The 3,558-nt window shown below is 32.4% G+C and carries 2 protein-coding genes; one reads left to right on the top strand and one right to left on the bottom strand.

Features of this window, described 5'->3' with window-relative positions:
- Window positions 1-249: 249 nt before the first annotated feature.
- Window positions 250-1,329, bottom strand: coding sequence for a DNA sulfur modification protein DndB (locus AC1DSL_RS16440; protein ID WP_477533018.1), 1,080 nt, complete (start codon window positions 1,327-1,329; stop codon window positions 250-252).
- Between the two features lie 296 nt (window positions 1,330-1,625).
- Here AC1DSL_RS16440 and AC1DSL_RS16435 point away from each other — a divergent pair.
- A partial coding sequence (locus tag AC1DSL_RS16435; RefSeq protein WP_477533017.1) for a hypothetical protein occupies window positions 1,626-3,558 on the top strand: 1,933 nt, incomplete at its 3' end.

Raw genomic sequence — 3,558 nt, 5'->3', positions numbered from 1 at the left:
GATTTAGGTTAATATCAGTCATCCGATAAAATGGATAATAAGTAATGTAGAATAGAAATATGGCCGATTCAAAAAAAGGGGAGTATTTTTAAGTGAAACAGGAATAATAATTTGAGCGGCTATTAATATTAAGGTTAAATAATGAATATTTATGAATTTAAATGCTAGTAAAACATAAGAACATTGAGAAAGAATATTAACAAAAATAAAAACGAGCGGCTCAAAAGAGAGGCTCGTTTTTTCAAAAAGTTAATTATTTGCGTGTTTTAAAGCTTCATAAACACCGTTTACTCCCGCGCTAGTACCAGTGAAAACATACTTGTCTTTCTCAGGAATATAACTACCACCAGCTTTAGTCCATACAGAACTTCCGTGTGACCAATCAATTTTACCAAGTTTTTTAWTTTCTTCTTGCCAATTTAAGTTGCCTTCACCTTCAATAATATCGTGCAAATATTTGCCGATTCCTTGAAGAGTTGCCGCAGTACCAATAATGTATTTTTCGCGATTTGCGGCGTCTTCTGGTAAAACAGAAAATAAAACATTGAATACTTCGTCTAAAGTTTCGTAATAACTATCGTATGTTTCAATGTTAAGTAAGTTTTCCTTATCCTTATTTGCTCCAGTTACGATATAGCAAATCATATTGCGTAATGTTGAAAGCACCATAATTTGAGTATTATTGCCCCGTAATTGAGTTTTTTCTGTTTCTACATCAAAAAGTATTAATTGCTCATTGTTTTGAGATAATTCTTTTGCTAACCGATTATACTGATCACTGGAATCGAATTTTAAAGCGATTGACTTATTAGGCTTAGATGCTAATAAATTTAAATCGTGGAATAATTGTTGCTCACCTTTTTGATTAATACCTGTAAAAATAACTACTGGGATAGTCATAGATTCGATAATTTCTAGTTTTTTCATCCACTTTTCTTTGTCGTTTAGAGTTTCAGCTTTATCAATATTGTTTTTTATTGTTGTTAAAGCTAACTTAATCGCTTCTGACCGATGTTGACCATCATTAATTGAAAAAACCGTGCTAATATCGACACCAATACTCGAATTTTCTTCGATATATTCAACTTCTCCAGTACAAGTTACAGTAATAGCGCTTAAAAAAGTCATCTTCTTCTTATCCAAACCATCCAAAATATATTTAGCAATTGATTTAACACGTGGTTTACTTAATTTGCGTTGAACTTCAGGGAACACTTTGAAAAAACTTTCTAGCTTACTAAAAGGAATCATTGTTACATAAGTTTCACGATCAAACTGATAACCTTTTGACCCTTTAAAATAGATTTTAATTGAATTTGTTCCATTCATATATCTCACCTCATAAGTTTTATAAATTCACTTTACCAAAAAGAAATTAGAGATGCAAGATAAAAGATGAGCGGCTAAAATATTTTGTTTATATTAAGTGGTATTGAAGCAAGAATTTATCCTATTATTAAAAATATTTCTTGAAAGGGCATTTAGATCTTGATCTAGAATATTTTTTGTGTTTAAATAATCCTTAACTATAAGCGGCTCGATTATTTAATCGATTTCCAGTTGGCTTTAAATGATTTAATTTGTTTTTTTGAATGAATTTCAAACTATATAAGGAGATGGTATGAATGGTGACAGTTATGAATGAGGTGCACAAGATTGATATGAAGATTTTATTTGAAGAGTTTTTATTTGCCGAGGTAGAGTCAGATGTTACTTCTATAATTCAGAAGTATGACCTTGACAATCCGAAACTATGGATACCCTATGGAAATGAAAAAAGTAATTATAGTGTTATAGGAAATCAATCAAGTACTGCAGAAGGAGCACTTGCGGAGAAATTTACAAATGCTGTAGATGCTCTCTTGGTAAAAATGTGTATGAAACGTGGTATCGACCCAGAAGGCCCAAATGCACCTAAAAGTTTTAAAGAGGCTCTAGAAATGTTTTGGGGAATTATAGATGGAGATTTTGCTGAAGCCAGTAAAGAGGTTGAACGTGAAATTTTAAGTGACTTAGTATTAATGGTAACAACTAAGGATGCTAAGGTTTGGAGTGATTTAAAATCCGAACACAAACAGCTATCAGTTTCACTCTATGATAATGGTGAAGGTCAGTCTCCAAATAGATTACCAGAGACAATTTTATCTCTATTAAAAGGAAACAAACATAAAATTCCTTTCACACAAGGAAACCATAATCAGGGTGGATCTAGTACATTAATGCATGGGGGAGAGTTTTCATATACATTGATTATAAGTAAACGTAATATCGAAATTGTTGGCAATTTTGATTCCCCTAATGACGATTCACTTCCATATTGGGGTTGGACAATGATTCGCCAAGAATTACGTCCTAATGAGAGTTCACCCGTTTTTACATTCTTCGCACCGAATGATAAAGTACCACGTTTTAAAGCGGATCAATTAAATTTATTACCTATGGTTTTAAAAGGTAATGAAGCTAAAGAGTACTTAAAATATGATAATTCCTGTACAGCTGGTATACCATATACAAAACCTGTTGAAAGTGGAACATTTATAAAGATGTTCAATTATCAACTGAAAAATAAAGGTCCATTAGTATCTCACTTTAAGTACGAAATGGGAAAACGTTTGTTCGATACAGGTTTACCTTTTAATTTAATTGACTGTAGAAAGAACAAATTTAACAACGATACAATTTTCCGAGGTATGAATAAGGTTCTTAGTGATGATCAACATGCTAAAGGTAATAATAAACTAATTGCTGAAGGCTTTCCAGATACCTCATACTTTGATATTGTTGTAGAAAATCAATTTACCAGTAAAGTGGGTAAGCAAACGCCTGTGATACAACGTGTTAATGTGACAGTTTTTGGGTTCAATAAGCGTGATAGTAATAAAAAGGATGAAAATTCTATTATTGGAGAAAAACCAATTATTTTCACATTAGGACAACAAGTTCAAGGTGGATTAGATGGCAGAATATTGAGTAGTATCGGATTATCAAGTATTAAAAACTCTTTGCTAATTGTTTTAGAGTTTCCTAATATATCTCCAGCCTTTAAAAAGGATCTGTTTATGACTGACCGTGAACGAATATTAGATAAGGCACCAAAGAAGGAGATCATTAAAAACTTAAAGGCTTATCTTGAAAACTCTGAGAAGATTAAAAAGTTTAAAGAAGAACGTATTGAACAATCACTAAAAAACTCCCTTTCTTCCGATTCAGATGAATTAAAAGAACTGATGGACAAATGGGCATTAAATAATCCTTCGATTATTAAAGGCTTAATGGATGGTAAATTAATATTTGGAAATGTTCGTTCCAAGGTTGATGAGGAAGGTGGACTAGTCACTGGTGGAAATGGTGGTTCAACGGGAGGTACTACGGGTGGTAAAGGAGGTGGAGGGGGTACTCCAAATGTACCTGACCTTAAGGAAGAGCCAACCTTCTTTATACCTCGTGTAAAAATTGTTGAAGGAGTCTTTACAAAAACGGTAAAGCAGCAGGCGAATTTTAAATTATCATTTACTACAGATGCTCCAATTAACTATTTTGAACGTATATTGAATCCAG

It is taken from the genome of Paenisporosarcina sp. P4_D4 (assembly GCF_056401835.1).
Note: the sequence above shows the minus strand (reverse complement) of the source record. Positions and strands in the feature narration are given on the sequence as shown.